At 57.9% G+C, this 14937-nt stretch carries 13 protein-coding genes; 6 read left to right on the top strand and 7 right to left on the bottom strand.

The window, feature by feature from the left end:
• Positions 1–128 precede the first annotated feature (128 nt).
• From A7Q03_RS02885 to A7Q03_RS02860, 5 genes are all read left to right on the top strand, one after another.
• Positions 129–758: a DJ-1/PfpI family protein gene (locus A7Q03_RS02885; RefSeq protein WP_067447130.1), complete on the top strand. Its 630-nt coding sequence runs from the start codon at positions 129–131 to the stop codon at positions 756–758.
• Between the two features lie 375 nt (positions 759–1133).
• Entirely contained in the window at positions 1134–1613 is a 480-nt protein-coding gene (locus A7Q03_RS02875; RefSeq protein WP_067447126.1) for an FxsA family protein, read from the top strand.
• A 115-nt stretch (positions 1614–1728) separates the two neighbouring features.
• Positions 1729–2544: a glutamate racemase gene (gene murI, locus A7Q03_RS02870; RefSeq protein WP_003821951.1), complete on the top strand. Its 816-nt coding sequence runs from the start codon at positions 1729–1731 to the stop codon at positions 2542–2544.
• A gap of 87 nt (positions 2545–2631) precedes the next feature.
• Positions 2632–3252: a phosphoribosylglycinamide formyltransferase gene (gene purN / locus A7Q03_RS02865; RefSeq protein WP_067447123.1), complete on the top strand. Its 621-nt coding sequence runs from the start codon at positions 2632–2634 to the stop codon at positions 3250–3252.
• A 171-nt stretch (positions 3253–3423) separates the two neighbouring features.
• The gene (locus A7Q03_RS02860) at positions 3424–4041 is read left to right on the top strand and encodes a DUF4189 domain-containing protein (protein WP_067447121.1); all 618 of its coding nucleotides are present in this window, start codon (positions 3424–3426) and stop codon (positions 4039–4041) included.
• A 113-nt stretch (positions 4042–4154) separates the two neighbouring features.
• On the opposite strand, the gene A7Q03_RS02855 is transcribed toward A7Q03_RS02860, so the two are convergent.
• The 6 genes from A7Q03_RS02855 to argH form a co-directional block, all read right to left on the bottom strand.
• Positions 4155–5042: a lipid A biosynthesis lauroyl acyltransferase gene (locus A7Q03_RS02855; protein WP_067447119.1), complete on the bottom strand. Its 888-nt coding sequence runs from the start codon at positions 5040–5042 to the stop codon at positions 4155–4157.
• Between the two features lie 133 nt (positions 5043–5175).
• Positions 5176–5970, bottom strand: a complete 795-nt coding sequence (gene cysE / locus A7Q03_RS02850) for a serine O-acetyltransferase (protein ID WP_067447117.1) — start codon at positions 5968–5970, stop codon at positions 5176–5178.
• 539 nt (positions 5971–6509) lie between these two features.
• Positions 6510–7769, bottom strand: a complete 1260-nt coding sequence (gene rho / locus A7Q03_RS02845) for a transcription termination factor Rho (protein WP_067447115.1) — start codon at positions 7767–7769, stop codon at positions 6510–6512.
• A 253-nt stretch (positions 7770–8022) separates the two neighbouring features.
• Positions 8023–8349 (bottom strand): thioredoxin TrxA, encoded by a 327-nt coding sequence (gene trxA / locus A7Q03_RS02840; protein WP_067439738.1) that lies wholly within the window; start codon positions 8347–8349, stop codon positions 8023–8025.
• Between the two features lie 273 nt (positions 8350–8622).
• Positions 8623–8832, bottom strand: coding sequence for a DUF2788 domain-containing protein (locus A7Q03_RS02835; RefSeq protein ID WP_067447113.1), 210 nt, complete (start codon positions 8830–8832; stop codon positions 8623–8625).
• A 105-nt stretch (positions 8833–8937) separates the two neighbouring features.
• On the bottom strand, positions 8938–10326 hold the full coding sequence (gene argH / locus A7Q03_RS02830) for an argininosuccinate lyase (RefSeq protein WP_067447111.1): 1389 nt from the start codon (positions 10324–10326) through the stop codon (positions 8938–8940).
• Between the two features lie 212 nt (positions 10327–10538).
• Between argH and A7Q03_RS02825 the strand changes: the two genes are divergently transcribed.
• Positions 10539–11669, top strand: a complete 1131-nt coding sequence (locus A7Q03_RS02825; protein ID WP_067447109.1) for an anhydro-N-acetylmuramic acid kinase — start codon at positions 10539–10541, stop codon at positions 11667–11669.
• 302 nt (positions 11670–11971) lie between these two features.
• On the opposite strand, the gene pepN is transcribed toward A7Q03_RS02825, so the two are convergent.
• Positions 11972–14641, bottom strand: coding sequence for an aminopeptidase N (pepN, locus tag A7Q03_RS02820; RefSeq protein WP_067447107.1), 2670 nt, complete (start codon positions 14639–14641; stop codon positions 11972–11974).
• Between the last annotated feature and the right edge of the window lie 296 nt (positions 14642–14937).

Genomic DNA, 14937 nt, shown 5'->3' with positions numbered 1-14937 from the left:
GCGCTGCAAAGAAAGTGCTTTTATCATACTATAGGAAACGGCAGGTAAACAAACCGGCCGGTCGGGCAGCGTTGGCGCGAACAGGGTATGATGTGGTTGTTTGCGAACCATAGCGCGAGGAGATGACTATGCCTTCTGCATTCAATCCGCAGGCCGCAACCGATATTTATTGCCTGCTGTTTGAGCAATATGAAACGTTAGATTTGATGGGTCCGGTGGAGTTTTTGTTCCGCCTGCCGCAAACTAGGCTGCATTATGTGTCGCAGAGCGGCGGTATGGTGGTTAGCCGGCAGGGTTTTACCGTGCAAACACAGCGGCTGTATAGGCTACCTGAAAATAGTATCTTACTGGTGCCGGGCGGGCAGGGCACACGGCCGCTGGCGCAAGATACGGCTTTTCTGCGTGATTTGGGCGCGTGGCTGGAGCAGGCTGCCTGTTGTTTGTCGGTGTGCACCGGCGCAGCGCTGCTGGCGGCCAGCGGCCGGCTGGACGGCTTGCCCGCCACATCCAACAAACAGGCTTTTGATTGGGTGCGCAGCGTTGGCGGGATGGTGGATTGGCAGCCATCGGCGCGTTGGGTGGTCGCCGGGCGGTTTTACACTTCTTCCGGCGTGTCGGCAGGGATGGACATGACGCTGGGCTTCATCGCCGATCACTATGGCCTCGCGCAGGCTGAGGCGATTGCTACACATTGCGAATATATTTGGCACGATAACCCAGCAGACGACCCATTTGCGGTTTCTGCTTTAACTTCGTAGAAGCTGTGCTTCGCTATGTTTTACCTTCGCTGAAGCTGACCCTTTCAGGTAGCCTTTGAATGCGGCGGGCTTGGGCAAACTTTGCAGAATGCCCGCTTGATTTTATGTACGGCGGGCAGTTCGTAATACAGGGCGGCGGTGTGGCGGCTTTTGGCGGCTTCGTGCCATTGCTGGTAGATTTATTCGGCGGTCATGATGTTTCCCAGTGTTGGATGCAAAAACCGAATGCTACGCTTGCTGAAGCTTGTAGGCTACCTGAAAAAGAGTGGAGCGAATTTCGCTAAAATAGGCGAAGCGAATTTCGTTAAAACGATGCTTTGGTGTTGAGTTTCTGCGAAGCTAAAAGACATTTCTTTGTTTGAAAAGGAAAAAACGATGCGTTACTTTGGAATTTGGCTCTTGCTGCTGGCGGGGGCGGAAGCGGCCTCGATTGTGATGGTGGCCGACCGGCTTGGCGGTTTGCCCACGCTTTTGCTGATGGTGTTGTCGTTTATGGCCGGCATGGTGATGCTGCGCAACCTCGGTTTTTCTTCGGTGATGCTGGCCGGCTCGCTGTTTAATAACCGTGGCGAGGTGTCGTTTTACCAATTGCTATGGCCGCTGCGCTATATTGTGGCGGCGCTGCTGTTGATGTCGCCCGGTTTTGTGTCCACCGTTTTGGCCTTGGTGCTTCTGTTGCCGATTAAGGGTGGCCCGGCGGCGGTGCGGCCAAACCAAACGGGGCAGGATTACTGTGCTTCGGGTTATCAGGCAGACGGCGACATCATCGACGGCGAGTTTGAAACCGTGCGCCCGCAAGAGGAGCGCGAAGCAACCCGCCTGCTGGAGCAGCACGATCACAAGCCGCCACAATAAGGCTGATTAACCTCAAAAGGCTACCTGAAAATCGAGACAAAGATTTCAGGTAGCCTTTCCCTTATTCGCCGCGCGTGTACAATACGCCTTTTCCCGCAACAGCAAACCCAGCAACATGAAACCGAACAGCCTCACGCAGCGCCCCATCGGCGTATTCGATTCCGGCGTCGGCGGGCTCACCGTGGTGCGCGCGCTGATGGAGCGGCTGCCCAACGAAAACATCGTTTATTTCGGCGACACCGCCCGCGTGCCCTACGGCGTGAAATCGCGCAGCACCATCGAAACCTACACCGCGCAAATCGTTGAATTCTTAATGCAGCACGACGTGAAAGCGCTGGTGATTGCCTGCAACACCATCGCCGCCGTGGCCGGCGCCAAAGTGCGGCAAACCGCCGGCGGCATGCCCGTGCTCGACGTGATTGCCGCCGGTGCGCAAGCCGCGCTGGCCACCAGCCGCAACGGCCGCATCGGCATCATCGCCACTTCCACCACCGTCAATTCCAACGCCTACGCCCGCGCCATCCACGCGCAAAACCCGCAGGCGCGCGTGCCCTCCCAAGCCTGCCCGCTGCTGGTGCCGCTGGTGGAAGAAGGCTGGCTTGAGCACGAAGTCACCCGCCTTACCGTGCGCGAATACCTCAAGCCGCTGCTCGCCGAAGACATCGACACCCTCGTGCTCGGCTGCACCCACTACCCCCTGCTCAAACCCCTGCTGCAAAGCGAAGCCCCACATCTGGCGCTGGTGGATTCCGCGCTCACCACCGCCGAAGCCACTGCCGCCGCCCTTGCCGAGGCCGGCCTGCTCAACCCCAGCCAAACCCCTGCCGACTACCATTTCTACGTGAGCGACATCCCCCTGCGCTTCCAAACCATCGGCGAACGCTTCCTCGGGCGCAGCCTTGAGCAAATTGAAATGATGCGGCTAGGCTGATTGCCCCTAATCTTTTCAGGTAGCCTTGCTTGACATCACACAGGCTACCTGAAAAATATTCCCCACCACTTTTCAAATGATTACACCATGACCAAAACCGTCATCCTCATTTCCGGCCGCGGCAGCAATATGCAGGCCGTGGTGCAGGCCGATATCCCTAATCTGCACATCGCCGCCGTGCTCTCCGACAACCCACAAGCCCCCGGCCTGGCCTGGGCGGCAGAGCAGGGCATCCGCACCGCCGCCCTCAATCCCAAAGACTACCCCAGCCGCGCCGATTTCAACCAAGCCATGCTCGAACTCGTGGCCAGCCACGCGCCCGACCTCGTGCTGCTTGCCGGCTATATGCGCATTCTCCCGCCCGAGTTTTGCAGCCGCTTTGCCAATCAAACCATCAACATCCATCCCTCTCTGTTGCCTGCCTTCCCCGGCCTGCATACCCACCAACGCGCCATCGACGAAGGCTGCCGCCTCGCCGGCTGCACCGTACATTTCGTAACCGATAAGCTCGATTGCGGCCCCATCATCGCCCAAGGCGCCGTGCCCATATACGATTCCGATACTGCCAATACCTTGGCTGCGCGCGTGCTGAAAATCGAGCACCAACTGCTGCCGCAAGCCGTGGCCGACTTCGCTGCTGGTAATCTGAGCATCCACGGCAAACGGGTGCACAACCGGCGCACTGCGGGCGGAACCAGGCAAGATTGAGCGTATGGCAAGCAGGGGCAACTTATATTATCCACATCAAAAATGTTTTGTTTATCTTTTTCAGGTAGCCTTCAAGCAGCGGGATAGATGTTTACAATATCTTGTTTTTTGTTACAATCCGATCATCGGCAATACTCTTTTTCCCCTTTCAAAACAGACAGGAGCGGCAAGATGAAGCAAACCATGATGAACACGGCAGCGGGCGCGTTGGTGGCGCTGCTACTGGGCGGCGCGGGCTTGGCTTGGGCGGATGGTTTCGATCCGTGGCTGGCAGACGGGCTGAACAAGCAAATCCAGCAGAACCGCGAAGCACAACAACAGCCAACCTACTCCGGCCCCACCGCCGCTGAAATACGCGCCTGGGAGCAGCGCGAGGCGGAGGTGCAAGCCGAAATCGCGGAACTGCGCCGCACGCCGTATTGGATGGCCATCGGCTGGGATCCGGTAAACAAAGGCCTGCTTTGGCCGGGCGGCTACCGTTCGGAACAGCGGGCGATTGAGGCCGTGCAGCAAAATTGCCGCTCATCCCGTTGTGAAATCTTGGCTACCTTTGCCAATAGTTGTGCCGTACTGGTTACGGCTACCGACAGGCCGCAGAGCCGGCGGGATATCTTTGTCGGTATCGACAGAGATGATAGGAGAGCAGCAGTTAAAGCCAGACAGGCCTGTACGGCGGCACGCGGAGAAGGCGATGACCGCTGCTTTTATTCCGAAATCGAAACCGGAAAGGGCGCAGAAGGCACGGCTTTCTGCGTGGGCTACGACCACAGTCTTTACAATCAACGCTAAAAACAGCCGGTTGAGGCTGAAAAGGCTGTTTGAAAAGTATTTTCAGGTAGCCTTTTGGCTGGAATGGGCAGAAAACAGGCCGTTGGAAGATTGGTTTCCAACGGCCTGCATCGTTAGGCGCGGCCGGATTTGGCGTAGAAATCGGGGCTGCCTGCGGGGCGGGTTTTGAAGCGTTTGTGCAGCCAGAAATATTGCTCGGGCTGTTCGCGCACGCGCTCTTCGATGAAGTGGTTCATGCGCTGTACGTCGGCTTGCACGTCTTCGCTGGGGAAGTTTTCCCAGGCGGGGTAGAAGCGCAGGGTAACGCGGCCGTCGGGCTGGCGGGTGGGGATGGCGGGCACGACTTTGGCTTGGGTAAGGGCGGCGATGCGGGAAAGACCGGCGATGGTAGCGGTGGGGATGCCGAAGAAGTCGGCGAAGATGGAATCTTTGGGGCCGAAGTCTTGGTCGGGCAGGTAGAGGAAAGGGGCGGGGTTGGCGCGCAGGTGTTTGATGATGGCGCGCAGGCCTTCGGTGCGGCCGATGAGGAAGACGTTGTTGTAGCGGTGGCGGCCGTGCAGGATTTGCTGGTCGAGCGCGGAGTTTTTCTGGTGGGAATACATGCTGGTGAGCGGCACGTCTTGGTTGAGCGCGTACACGGCAAGCTCGAAGGCGGTGAAGTGGGGATAAAGCAGGATAACTTTATTCCCGGCAGCAAGCTCGTTGTCGAGATGATGTTTGTCTTGGTAGCGGACGAGGGATTTGAGCCGCTCGGCGCTGCCATACCAATAGAGGCCGTATTCGAGGATGAGTTTGGCCATATGGCGGAAGTGGCGTTTGAGCAGGATTTTGCGCTGTTTCTCGCTCAATTCGGGGAAGCACAGGCGCAGGTTGATTTCGCCGATGCGGCGGCGGGGGGCGACGGCATAATAGGCGAGGCTGCCGATAGCGTCGGCCAGCTTTTGGATGGCGGCGAAGGGCAGCAGCTGGATGAGGTAAAGAAAGAAAAAGGCGGCTTTCATGGGCGGGTGCAATCGGGCAGGTTGCGGGATTATACAGTGGCGGGCTGGTGGAAGGGCTACCTGAAATCATCTGCCGGCATGTTGGCCGGGCAGAAAGCTATGCTGTTTGTTTTCAGGTAGCCTTTATCTGCTATCACGCATCTAGGCTTTGATCCATATCGGCAGAGGGGCGCACGTTTCCTTGGCCGATCACGCGGGCGGGCACGCCGACTACGGTGCTGTGGGCGGGTACGTCGCTCACCACCACGCTGCCGGCGCCGACTTTGGCGCATTCGTTCACGCGGATGTTGCCAAGGATGGAAGCATTGGCGCCAATCATCACGCCGTCGCTGATTTTGGGGTGGCGGTCGCCGCATTCTTTGCCGGAGCCACCGAGGGTTACGCCGTGCAGGATGGAGATGTCGTTGCCCAAAACGGCGGTTTCGCCCACCACGAGGCCGGTGCCATGGTCGACCATGATGCCGTGGCCGAAACGGGCGGCGGGGTGGATGTCGATGCCGAACACTTCGGAGGCGCGGTTTTGCAGGAAGTAGGCAAGGGTTTTGCGGCCGTGTTGCCACAACCAGTGGTTGATGCGGTGGGCTTGTACGGCGTGGAAGCCTTTGTAGTAGAGCAGCGGCAGGTAGTAGGCGTCGCAGGCGGGGTCACGTTCGTAGTAGGCGATGATGTCGGCCTGCATGGCTTTGGAAATGCGGGTGTCGCTGTTGAGCGCCTGGAAGAAGATTTCGTTGAGCGCGCGGCTGTCCATCACGGGGCTGGCAAGCTTGCTGGAAAGGTGGAAGGCGAGTACGCGGTCGATGCTGCTGTGGCGCAGCACGGTTTGGTGTAGGAAGCTGGCGAGCATAGGCTCGCTTTGGGCGGCTTGGGCGGTTTCGGTCAGGATGGTTTGCCACAGGGTGCGGCTGTCGGCGTAGTCGAGGGTGGTCATGTTTTCAGGTAGCCTTTAGGTGTAATGGCTATAGTTAAAATACTTTACTATCATTAGGATGCTGGCCTAAAGCCCATCCACTCATTTATTTGCAAAAGTTGAATTGAAGCGCATATTGCTCACAAGCAAAATTGGATTCCAGGCGATTTTTATTATTTTTGTTCTGTTCCCCTTTGCGCCTCATGCCGGCGCGGGGCACTTCCTTTTCTTTGCTTCGCCAAAGAAAAGGAAGCAAAAGAAAGGCGACTGCGGGCACAGGTTTGGCTTCGCCAAACTTCCCTCACTCCACGTGATTTTTCGGGCGGGCTCGCAACTTGCGGCTTCGCCGCTTCGAACATGCAAGCCCTTGTTCCCCGAAAAACCACGCTCCGTTCGGCTGCGCCAGCAGAGAATGACTGCAACCTAACCATTTGCGCCAAAGATTCTGCATTTCGATTCTTGATAGATTTATTATGGTTTTCAGGTAGCCTCTAAGGCTACCTGAAAGTGCGGGTATCAACAAGGTAAGCTGGTGTTTTGGTGGAGCTGAGGCGGTAGGCTTATTTGCCGCGCATCAGCTCGAAAAACTCGTCGTTGTTTTTGCTGTCTTTAAGTTTGCCCACCAGGAATTCGGTAGCTTCGAGGTCGTCCATCGGGTGGAGGAATTTGCGCAGCAGCCACATGCGTTGCAGGCGGTCGTTGGAAACGAGCATTTCTTCACGGCGGGTACCGGATTTGTTGATGTTGATGGCAGGGAACACGCGTTTTTCGGCCATGCGGCGGTCGAGGTGCAGCTCCATGTTGCCGGTACCTTTGAATTCTTCAAAAATCACGTCGTCCATGCGGCTGCCGGTTTCCACCAGCGCGGTGGCGATGATGGTGAGCGAGCCGCCTTCTTCGATATTGCGGGCGGCGCCGAAGAAGCGTTTGGGGCGGTGCAGGGCGTTGGCGTCCATACCGCCGGTGAGGATTTTGCCGGAGGCGGGGGCAACGGTGTTGTAGGCGCGGGCAAGGCGGGTGATGGAATCGAGCAGGATGACTACGTCTTTTTTGTGCTCCACCATGCGCTTGGCTTTTTCAATCACCATTTCGGCTACCTGAACGTGGCGGGCAGCGGGCTCGTCGAAAGTGGAGGCCACCACTTCACCACGCACGGAGCGGGTCATTTCGGTTACTTCTTCGGGGCGCTCGTCGATCAGCAGCACAATCAGCACCACTTCGGGATAGTTGGCAGTAATGGCGTGGGCGATGTTTTGCAACATCACGGTTTTGCCGGTTTTGGGTGGCGCCACCAAAAGGGCGCGCTGACCCATGCCGATGGGGGAAACCAAATCGATGGCGCGGGCGGTGATGTTTTCTTCGGCCTTAATATCGCGTTCGAGCTTGATCGGACGGGTGGGGAAGAGGGGGGTGAGGTTTTCAAACAGGATTTTGTGTTTGCACACTTCGGGGTCGTCGCCGTTGATTTTATCGAGGCGCACGAGGGCGAAGTAGCGTTCGTTGTCTTTGGGTACGCGCACGCTGCCTTCGATGGTGTCGCCGGTGTGCAGGTTGAAGCGGCGGATTTGGTTGGGGGAAACGTAGATATCGTCGGGGCTGGCCAAATAGGAAGTGTCGGTGCTGCGCAAAAAGCCGAAGCCGTCGGGCAGGATTTCGAGCGTGCCGGAGCAGCTGAAGCTCTCGCCCTGTTTCATCATGTGGCGGACGATGGAAAACACCAAATCTTGTTTGCGCAGGCGGTTGGCATTTTCAATACCGTGTTGTTCGGCCATTTCCAGGAGTTTGGAAATGTGCTGGGTTTGTAGTTCGGAAACGTGCATAAGATTGTGTTTTGTGTTGAATAATGGATAAATTGATTAAATGAACGCGCGGTTCAGATAATGGGGGAGGGATGGGGGATATGTGTGGGGATGGGTTTGGAAGATTTAAGAGTTTTGGCTGTTGTAAGCCGGAGAATGGGGCTGCGCACCAAAAGTGAGGCGGACGCAAAATGGTGGCATTCTAGGGGATTGAGTGGGGCTTGTCAAGAAAAGCCACCGCCGGAAGATGCGGCGGTGGCGGAATAGGGCAGTATTACAGTGAAGCGTTCAAGAAATCGGTGAGCTGGCCTTTGCTCAGGGCGCCCACTTTGGTGGCCACGCGCTGGCCGCCGTTGAACACCATCAGGGTGGGAATGCCACGCACGCCGAATTGGGCGGGGGTTTGCTCGTTTTCGTCGATATTCATCTTCACTACTTGCAGCTTGCCTTGGAATTCTGCAGCGATGTCGTCCAGAATCGGGGCGATCATTTTGCAGGGGCCGCACCAAGGAGCCCAGAAGTCGAGCAATACAGGCAGCTCGGCTTTCAATACATCTTTTTCAAAGGCTGCATCGGAGGTGTGGATGATTTGGTTGCTCATGTTTTTTCCTTTCAGATAGGGATTTCGGATGGCAGGCAAGATACGGGTTTCGCCGCAAAATAACAAGACCGGCAGTGCATCGGCAATGGCAGTTATAGTTTCCAACAATGGCCGACAGATGGCGTTATTGAGGCTACCTGAAAATGTGCAGCCGTGGTTTTAACTTCGTTGAAGTTTCGTTTTCGCTTCGTAAAAACTCAGCTTCTGGCAGAAATTTCGTTTAGCTTCGCAGAAACTCGGCTTCCTTCAGAAACCTCGTTTTCAGGTAGCCTTTCAAACAGGGTGCTTCAAAATCAGATTCACCAACACTTCCTTCATCAAAAAGCCCATCATGCCCAAGCCAAGCACAAAAAACGGCATGGCCATGCTGAATTTGCTGGCGCCGGATTTTTTGCCCAAGTCCCAAATGATGAGGCCGATGAAGATAACCAGCACGCTGAGGCCAATTTTCATACCCCAAGCGGAGAGTTGGGCTTCGGTCATGATGTTTCCTTTTTAATTTTAATTAAGATGGTGTGAAGGGCGCATTATATCGCTAAAGTTTGTGCAAGGTAGCGGGGCGGCAACAGGCTACCTGAAAGATATGCATCATGCCTTTTCTTTCAGCAGCTCCCTCCAACGGGCTACCTGAAACTTCACCTGCTCCGGTGCGGTGCCGCCCAAGTGGTTGCGGGCGTTCAGGCTGCCTTCGGGGGTGAGCACTTGGTAAACGTCGTTTTCAATCAATGCGCTGAAGCCTTGCAGCACGGTGAGCGGCAGGTCTTCCAGCCCGTAGCCTGCTTGTTCGGCGTGGCGCACGGCTTGGGCGACGGCTTCGTGGCTGTCGCGGAAGGGCAGGCCTTTTTTGACCAGATAATCCGCCAAATCGGTGGCGGTGGCGAAGCCTTGCAGCACGGCGGCGCGCATGGCTTCGGGTTTCACGGTGATGCCGCGCATCATGTCGGCGTAAATCCGCAGCGTGTCGATGAGCGTGTCCACGGTGTCGAAGAGCGGCTCTTTGTCTTCCTGATTGTCTTTGTTGTACGCCAGCGGCTGGGATTTCATCAGCATAATCAGGCCGGTGAGGTGGCCGATGACGCGGCCGGATTTGCCGCGCACGAGTTCGGGCACGTCGGGATTTTTCTTCTGCGGCATGATGCTGGAACCGGTGCAGAAGCGGTCGGCGATGTCGATGAAGCCGAAACGCGGACTCATCCACAAAATCAGTTCTTCGGACAGGCGGCTCAAATGCACCATCACCAGCGAGGCGGCGGCGGTGAATTCGATGGCGAAGTCGCGGTCGGACACGGCGTCGAGCGAGTTTTGGCAGATTTGTTCGAAGCCTAGGAGTGCGGCGGTGGTTTCGCGGCGGACGGGGAAGGTGGTGCCGGCCAGTGCGGCGGCGCCCAGCGGCATGCGGTTGGTGCGGCGGCGGCAGTCGGCCATGCGTTCGTCGTCGCGGCCGAACATTTCCACATAGGCGAGCAGGTGGTGGCCGAAGCTGACGGGTTGGGCTACCTGAAGATGGGTGAAGCCGGGCATGATGGTGGCGGCGTTTTGTTCGGCCAAATCGAGCAGGGCAGCCTGCAAGTCTTTAATCAGGCGGCGGATGGTGGAGATTTCGTCGCGCAGCCACAGGCGGATGTCGGTGGCGACTTGGTCGTTGCGGCTGCGGCCGGTGTGCAGGCGTTTGCCGGCATCGCCGATTTTGTCGGTGAGGCGGCGTTCGATGTTCATGTGCACGTCTTCCAAATCGAGCGACCATTGCAGGCTGCCTGCTTCGATTTCGGCTTGAATTTCGGCCATGCCGCGCCGGATGTCGGCCAAATCTTGCGCGGAGAGTACGCCGGCTTCATGCAGCATCTGCGCGTGCGCGAGCGAGCCTTGGATGTCGTGGCGGGCGAGGCGTTGGTCGAAGTTGATGGAGGCGGTGTATTGTTTGACGAGTTCGGACACGGGCTCGTTGAAACGGCCGGACCAGGTTTTTTGGTGGGTCATGTAAAATTATCCTTTTTCAGAATTGCATCAATTTTAAATATTTCAAATTAAGAGATTATGACCGGGTTGGTTTATTTTTAGGTAGACTCCCGTGCGGATAGAGGCTACCTGAAAGCAGTACGGGCATTATAGTCCAATCCTCCAATGGGGCTACCTGAAAACAGCTGCCGTTCGCTATATAATGCCGCCGTCTTTCCCACATAGTTTGCACCATGACCCAATACTATATCGGCCTGATGTCCGGCACCAGCATGGACGGCGTAGATGCCGTGCTGGCCGCCTTCGATGGCACCCAATGGCAGGGCGCATTCGGCCATTTTTCCGTACCTTACAGCGATGATTTGCGCCGCCGCCTGCTGGATTTGCAAAACCCCGGCGGCAACGAAATCCACCGCAGCGAAATGCTCGCGCAAGAGTTGGCCGCGCTCAACGCTCAAGCCGTGCACGGCCTGCTGGCGCAGCAAAAGCTTGCCCCGCGCGATATCGCCGCCATCGGCGCGCACGGCCAAACCGTGCGCCATGCCCCCGAACACGGCTACACCGTTCAGCTCCTCAACCTGCCGCTCTTGGCCGAGCTCACTGGTATCGATACCATCGGCGACTTCCGCCGCCGCGACATGGCCGGTGGCGGCCAAGGCGCGCCGCTCGTGCCCGCTTTCCATCAGGCCTTGTTCGGCAGCCCGGAGTATGGCCGCGTGGTGCTCAATATCGGCGGCATCGCCAACATCAGCGTGTTGCAACCGCATGCCGATGCCGGCGGCTTCGACACCGGCCCCGGCAATATGCTGGCCGATGCCTATATGCAGCACCGTTTCGGCCAAGCCTGCGACAGAGACGGTGCCCTTGCCCGCAGCGGCCGCGCTATCCCCGAACTGCTGCAAACCCTGCTGGCACACCCTTATTTCCACCGTACCCCGCCGAAAAGCACCGGCCGCGATTTGTTTTCCCTCGATTGGCTGCAAGGCTACCTGAAAAACAGCGAAACCGACGAATTATTGTCAGAAAACAGTTATGCCCCCGCCGATATCGTGCGCACCCTCAACGCCCTCACCGCACAAAGCATCGCCGACGCCATTGCCGCCCATGCCCCGGGTGTATGCGAAGTGTTTGCCTGCGGCGGCGGCGTGTTCAATCCCGTGCTGATAGCCGAGCTCTCCGATAGGCTCGCCCCGCTCGGTATCCGCACCGCCACCACCGACGAGCTGAACCTGCCGCCGCAATGGGTGGAAGCCGCCGCCTTCGCCTGGCTCGCCGCCTGCCGCGTGTGCCGCGAGCCGGGCAATCCCCACGCCGCCACCGGCGCGAAACAGCCCTATATCCTCGGCGCTTGGCATTGCGCGTGAGCCAGTGCAGACCATGCTGCCGGTAGGGAGGATCCCTGTTGTCTAGGCGCTTGAGTTAAAAGGCTACCTGAAATTTTCAGGTAGCCTTTTATTTATAGAGGATTAATACTTCAATACGGACAGTAAACCGCCGGCTGTGCAGCGATATGGCAAGTGTAGCCATGCTTTAGCAGAAGTGGAGAGGGTTTGTTATAGGCTGGGCATCTGCTACCCACGCATTTGTGTTCAAAGGCTACCTGAAATTTTAGCTTCGCAGAAACTTTGCTACACGGTGTTTCAGGCAGCCTTTTGTTGTCTCCCTCCTATGCAGAAGCCTGCAAAATCTTGCCGATGATTTCGCCGCTGTCTTTGGAGAGGGCGGGGTTTGCGGCGAGTTTTTGCAGCTCGGCGCGCATCAGGCTGCGGCGCTGCGGTTCGAGCTGGGCGCAGATGTTGAAGGCTTGGGCGAGGCGGGCGGCGATTTGGGGGTTGAAGCGATCGATGCACCCGATTTGGCTAGCGAGGAAGGCGTAGCCGCTGCCGTCTGCTGTGTGGAAGTGCGGCACGTTGCGGCTGAAGCTGCCGAGCAGGGAGCGGGTTTTGTTGGGGTTTTCTAGGCTGAAGGCGGGGTGTTCGAGCGCGGCGGCCACTTGCGCGGGTGTGTCGGCGCGGTGGCTGGCAGCAATCAAGCTGAAGTATTTGCACATCACAAGGTCGTCGCGGTGGAATTTGGCGGCGAATTGTTCGAGAAGGCGGTTGCGCTCGGGGCGCTCGTTGTGGTTGATGGCGCTGAGGATGCCCCATTCGTGGGTCATGTTGCGTGCCATTTGATTGTAGTTGGCGGCCACTTGTTCGATGTGTCCGGGGCGGGCGCGCAGGATGAAGGCGCGGCAGGCGTTGCGCAGGGCGCGCCAGCCTGCTTGTTGCGGATGGTATTCGTAGGGCTCGGCGAGGCCGGACTGCTCTTCTTCCATGCGGCGGGCCTCAGCGTTGAGTGCAGCAAATTGGTCGGCGAAGTGTGCGGCAATCAAATCGAGCAGGGCTTCTCGGGCGCGGTGGACGATGAGCGGATCGATGTTTTGGCGGCCGGCCCAGAGTTCGGCTTCGTTGGGAATGGCGAGCAGGGCGGCTTGGAAGGCGGCGCTGATGTCGGCACGCAAAACATAGTCGATGGCTTGCAGCAGGGCGCGGTGCTCGGGCAGGGGGCTACCTGAAAGCAGGGAGGCTTCGTTGGCGGAAATAGCGCGGCGGTAGAGGGTTTGCGCGGCTTCCCAGCGGGCGAAGGGGTCGTTGTCGCAGGCGAGCAGCACGGAGAGCTCGTGCTCGCTGTAGGCGTAGTGCAGGTTTACCGGGGCGGAGAAGCCGCGTAGCAGGGAGGGGACGACTTGTTGATAGTTGCCTTCAAATTGTAGGGCAACGCTTTCTTCGGCCTGGCGCAGGGTGAGCACGGCTTCGGTTTGCGTGTGTCCGTTTTCAGGTAGCCTGAAAGGGACGGGCTGGCCGAAGGTGTCTTCGTCGGCGCTGAACAGGGCGATTTTGAGCGGAATCATCATCGGCTGTTTGACGGACATATCGGGCGTGGGCGGGATGCTTTGTCGGATGTTCAGCACAAAGCGGTTGCCGGCTTGCAGGCTACCTGAAACCTCCAGCACCGGCGTGCCGGCCTGGCTGTACCACTGGGCGAATTGCTCGAAATCGAAGCCGTTGGCATCGGCCATGGCGGCGCGGAAGTCGTCGCAGGTAACGGCTTGGCCGTCGTGGCGCTGGAAATAAAGCTTCATGCCTTGCTGGAAGCCGGCTTCGCCGAGGAAGGTGTGATACATGCGCACCACTTCGGCGCCTTTTTCATACACGGTGAGGGTGTAGAAATTGTTCATTTCCACATAGCTGGCGGGGCGCACGGGATGGGCGGTGGGGCCGGCGTCTTCGGGGAACTGGTGGGCGCGCAGGAAGGATACGTTTTCAATCCGGCGGACTTCGCGGCTGGCGCGGTCGGCAGAGAATTCTTGGTCGCGGAATACGGTGAGGCCTTCTTTGAGCGAGAGCTGAAACCAGTCGCGGCAGGTAACGCGGTTGCCGGTCCAGTTGTGGAAGTATTCGTGGGCGATCACACCTTCCACACGCTCGAAATCGGCATCGGTGGCGGTGCGGCTGTCGGCCAGCACGCAGGCGGTGTTGAAAATGTTCAGGCCTTTGTTTTCCATCGCGCCCATGTTGAAGTCGCCCACGGCCACCACCATGAAAATATCCAAATCGTATTCGAGGCCGAAACGGGTTTCGTCCCAGCGCATGGCGTGTTTGAGCGATTCGATGCCGAAGCGCACTTTGCCGGCATCTTCGGCACGGGTGAAGAATTCGAGTGCCACTTGGCGGCCGCTTCGGGTGGTGAAGCTGTCGCGGGTGCACACCAAATCGCCTGCCACGAGGGCGAACAGGTAGCTGGGTTTGGCGAAGGGGTCGTGCCATTCGGCCCAGTGGCGGTTGTCGGGCAGCGTGCCGTAGCCGGTACGGTTGCCGTTGGAAAGCAGCACGGGGAAGCGGGCGCGGTCGGCGCTGATGCGGGTGGTGTAGATGCCCATCACGTCGGGGCGGTCGGGGTGGTAGGTGATTTTGCGGAAGCCTTCCGGTTCGCATTGGGTGTAGAGGTTGCCGCCGCTGGCGTAGAGCCCCATCAAGGATTTGTTGTGGTGCGGATAAAGGCGGGTGGTTACGCTCAGCTTGAAGGGCTGGGCGGGAACGTGCTGGATGGATAGTGTGTTGTTTTCTAAGGTGTAGGCGGTTTCAGGTAGCCTTTGGCCGTTGAGCTCGAGGAAAACCAGATCGGCCGAGCCTTGCAGCACCAATGTGCCGCCAGCATCGGGCTGGGGCTGGATGGAAAGTTCGGCGGTAACGGCGGTATGGTCGTCATACACGTCGAAATTCAGGCGGATGTGCGGCACGAGGTATTCGGGGGCGCGGTAGTCTTTGAGGTAGTGTGCGGTTTGCTGGGGCATGACGGGCGGCCTTGTGGAAGAATGGAAAGCGGTCATTTTAGCGCAAAACGGGGATGGATTTTCAGGCAGCCTTATTGGCGGGAGTGGCCGTGTTGTTACACTATTGCCGTTATTGGAGGCATGTGTTGCTACCAAAGCACTTCTCTTTCCAATCGCGCCGATTTGCCTTGACATATTGCTGGTATTGCCTGCGGTTTGCTACTTTGTATGAAAAATCATGGTTTTAGTTATTATCGGCTTGAATAAAGGCTACCTGAAAACAAGCTGAGCAGAAATTGGCAAAGCTTGTTTTCAGG

The sequence above is a fragment of the Eikenella sp. NML99-0057 genome, assembly GCF_001648535.1.
Classification (GTDB): domain Bacteria; phylum Pseudomonadota; class Gammaproteobacteria; order Burkholderiales; family Neisseriaceae; genus Eikenella; species Eikenella exigua.
The sequence above is the reverse complement of the archived record's forward strand: the minus strand, read 5'-3'. Positions and strand labels throughout refer to the sequence as shown.

Excerpts from the sequence above, each read along its gene's own strand:
- A7Q03_RS02860 (WP_067447121.1), top strand. The coding sequence starts at position 3,424 with ATGAAGCAAACCATGATGAACACGGCAGCGGGCGCGTTGGTGGCGCTG.
- purN (WP_067447123.1), top strand. The coding sequence starts at position 2,632 with ATGACCAAAACCGTCATCCTCATTTCCGGCCGCGGCAGCAATATGCAG.
- trxA (WP_067439738.1), bottom strand. The coding sequence starts at position 8,349 with ATGAGCAACCAAATCATCCACACCTCCGATGCAGCCTTTGAAAAAGAT.
- A7Q03_RS02875 (WP_067447126.1), top strand. The coding sequence starts at position 1,134 with ATGCGTTACTTTGGAATTTGGCTCTTGCTGCTGGCGGGGGCGGAAGCG.
- rho (WP_067447115.1), bottom strand. The coding sequence starts at position 7,769 with ATGCACGTTTCCGAACTACAAACCCAGCACATTTCCAAACTCCTGGAA.
- cysE (WP_067447117.1), bottom strand. The coding sequence starts at position 5,970 with ATGACCACCCTCGACTACGCCGACAGCCGCACCCTGTGGCAAACCATC.
- argH (WP_067447111.1), bottom strand. The coding sequence starts at position 10,326 with ATGACCCACCAAAAAACCTGGTCCGGCCGTTTCAACGAGCCCGTGTCC.
- pepN (WP_067447107.1), bottom strand. The coding sequence starts at position 14,641 with ATGCCCCAGCAAACCGCACACTACCTCAAAGACTACCGCGCCCCCGAA.
- A7Q03_RS02835 (WP_067447113.1), bottom strand. The coding sequence starts at position 8,832 with ATGACCGAAGCCCAACTCTCCGCTTGGGGTATGAAAATTGGCCTCAGC.
- murI (WP_003821951.1), top strand. The coding sequence starts at position 1,729 with ATGAAACCGAACAGCCTCACGCAGCGCCCCATCGGCGTATTCGATTCC.
- A7Q03_RS02885 (WP_067447130.1), top strand. The coding sequence starts at position 129 with ATGCCTTCTGCATTCAATCCGCAGGCCGCAACCGATATTTATTGCCTG.
- A7Q03_RS02855 (WP_067447119.1), bottom strand. The coding sequence starts at position 5,042 with ATGAAAGCCGCCTTTTTCTTTCTTTACCTCATCCAGCTGCTGCCCTTC.
- A7Q03_RS02825 (WP_067447109.1), top strand. The coding sequence starts at position 10,539 with ATGACCCAATACTATATCGGCCTGATGTCCGGCACCAGCATGGACGGC.